We start from the raw sequence: 2,213 nt of genomic DNA, 5'->3' as shown, positions 1-2,213 counted from the left end.
GCCGCCGCCCCGCCCAAGCCAGCGGCCAAACCCGTGGCGCGCGCCGCCGCCGCCCCGGCCGATTGGGCCACGCGCTTCGCTGCCACCCCGCAAGGCGGCATCCTGGTCGGCAACCCCAATGCGGCGGTGAAGCTGGTCGAGTTCGGCAGCCTCACCTGCCCGCACTGCCGGCATTTCCACGAAACCGGCTTCCCGGTGCTCCGTGCACGCTGGGTGTCGGCTGGCCAGGTCAGCTACGAATATCGGCCGTTCTCCTTGAACGGCGTCGATCTGATGGCCGGGCTCCTGTTGCAATGCCAGGCCGCGCCCCAGGCCTGGGCGCTGGTCAACCGCATCTATGCCCGCCAGGACGAGCTGATGACGCCGTTCACGCAGATTCCGGAGGCGGAACGCACCCGCATCCAGGGCCTGCCGCCCGAACAGGTTGGCCCGGCGATGGCGATTGCCGGCAAGCTGCCGGAATTCGCCGCCGCCGCCGGCATCCCGCGCGCCCGCTATGATGCCTGTCTTGCCGCCAAGCCGGGCATGGACCGGCTGATGGCGATCCGCGCGGATGCGGTGCAGACCCACAATCTGCAGGGCACGCCCAGCTTCCTGATCAACGGCAAGATGCAGACCGATGTCTTCGACTGGACGGCCTTGGAGCCGCTGCTGACCGCCGCCGTAACCGCTGCCCCCACCCAAAGGACGAAATGATGCGCAATTTCCTGACCATCTCGGCGCTCGCGCTTGCCGTTGCCGCCTGCGGTGACAAGACCGCCGCTCCGGCTGCCGACGCGCCGACTGCGCCGGCCATCGCCGCGCCGGCCGGCCAGAACTGGGTCGATGTCGTTGCCGCCACGCCCGAAGGCGGGTTCCGCATGGGCAACCCAGACGCCAAGGTGAAGCTGGTCGAATTCGCTTCGCTCACCTGCCCGCACTGCCGCGAATTCCACGAAACGGCCGCGGCCACGCTGAAGGCCAAATATGTCGCCAGCGGCAATGTTTCCTATGAATATCGCAACTTCGTGCTGAACGGCCCGGATTATGCCGCCACTGTGCTGGCCCGCTGCCAGGGCGCAACCGCCTTCTTCGGCCTGCTCGACAATTTCTACAACGATCAGGCCGGCTGGACCGAGCCCTTCGGCCGCATTCCCAAGGCCGATGCCGAAGCGCTGGGCAAGCTGCCGGAAAACCAGGCCATCGCCCGCCTCGCCGAACTGGGTGGCCTGGCTGATTACATGAAGCTGCGCGGTGTGCCCCGCGCCAAGTTCGATCAGTGCCTGGCGGATCCGGTCCAGCTGAAGGCGGTGAATGATCTCAGGAACCAGGCGGTGGATCAGTACAAGCTGACCGGCACGCCCAGCTTCATCATCAACGGCACGGTGCAGGAAGGCGTCTTCACCTGGGCCGATCTGGAACCCAAGCTGCAGGCGGCCTTGCGGTAAGCGCCCTTGGAATTTCGCCGCCTTCGCCTTGCGGGCTTCAAGTCCTTCGTTGAACCGGTCGATCTCCACATCGAACCGGGCCTGACCGGCGTTGTCGGCCCCAACGGCTGCGGCAAGTCCAACCTTTTGGAAGCGCTGCGCTGGGTGATGGGGGAGGGCAGCCCCAAATCCATGCGATCGGGCGGCATGGACGACGTGATCTTTGCCGGCACCGCCGCCCGGCCGGCGCGCGAATTCGCCACTGTCACCCTGCACCTGGCCGGCAGCGCCGGCGAGGAGATCGAGGTGCAGCGCCGCATCGAGCGGGGCGCTGGTTCCGATTATCGCCTCAACGGCCGCGATACCCGCGCGCAGGACATCCGCCTGTTGTTTGCCGATTCGGCCACCGGCGCCCACAGCCCGGCGATCGTTGGCCAGGGCCGCATCAGCGCCATCATCGCTGCCAAGCCGGCCGAGCGCCGCCAGCTGCTGGAAGAAGCCGCCGGCATCGCCGGGCTGGCCGTGCGCCGGCGCGAGGCGGAGATTCGCCTGCGCGCGGCCGAGGCCAATGTGACACGGCTCGATGACGTGATCAGGGGCCTGGAGGCGCAGGCGGGCACGCTCAGGCGCCAGGCCAAATCGGCCGAACGCTATCGCAGCCTGTCGGACCGCATCCGCCACGGCGAGGCCGCCCTGCTGCATGCGCGCTGGCATGCGGCGGTCTCGCTGAGCGAACGCGCCCGCCAGGCCGCGGTGGCCGCAGAGACGTTGGCCGCCGAACGCACGCGGCTGGCCGCCCAGCTCACC

3 protein-coding genes are annotated in these 2,213 nt (G+C 68.5%); all 3 read left to right on the top strand.

From position 1 onward, the window contains the following. The coding region (locus GJ693_RS15620; RefSeq protein WP_207789971.1) for a thioredoxin domain-containing protein at positions 1-696 on the top strand (696 nt) is incomplete at its 5' end. Beyond that, entirely contained in the window at positions 693-1,427 is a 735-nt protein-coding gene (locus GJ693_RS15615; RefSeq protein WP_156257159.1) for a thioredoxin domain-containing protein, read from the top strand. The genes GJ693_RS15620 and GJ693_RS15615, both read left to right, overlap by 4 nt. Positions 1,428-1,433: 6 nt before the next feature. Beyond that, positions 1,434-2,213 (top strand): AAA family ATPase (locus GJ693_RS15610; RefSeq protein WP_156257158.1); only part of this gene is annotated, 780 nt, incomplete at its 3' end.

This window comes from Sandarakinorhabdus oryzae (assembly GCF_009733735.1).
GTDB classification, from domain to species: domain Bacteria; phylum Pseudomonadota; class Alphaproteobacteria; order Sphingomonadales; family Sphingomonadaceae; genus Sandarakinorhabdus; species Sandarakinorhabdus oryzae.
Note: the sequence above shows the minus strand (reverse complement) of the source record. Positions and strands in the feature narration are given on the sequence as shown.

Coding starts and splice junctions, on each gene's coding strand:
- GJ693_RS15615 (WP_156257159.1), top strand. CDS start 693: ATGATGCGCAATTTCCTGACCATCTCGGCGCTCGCGCTTGCCGTTGCC.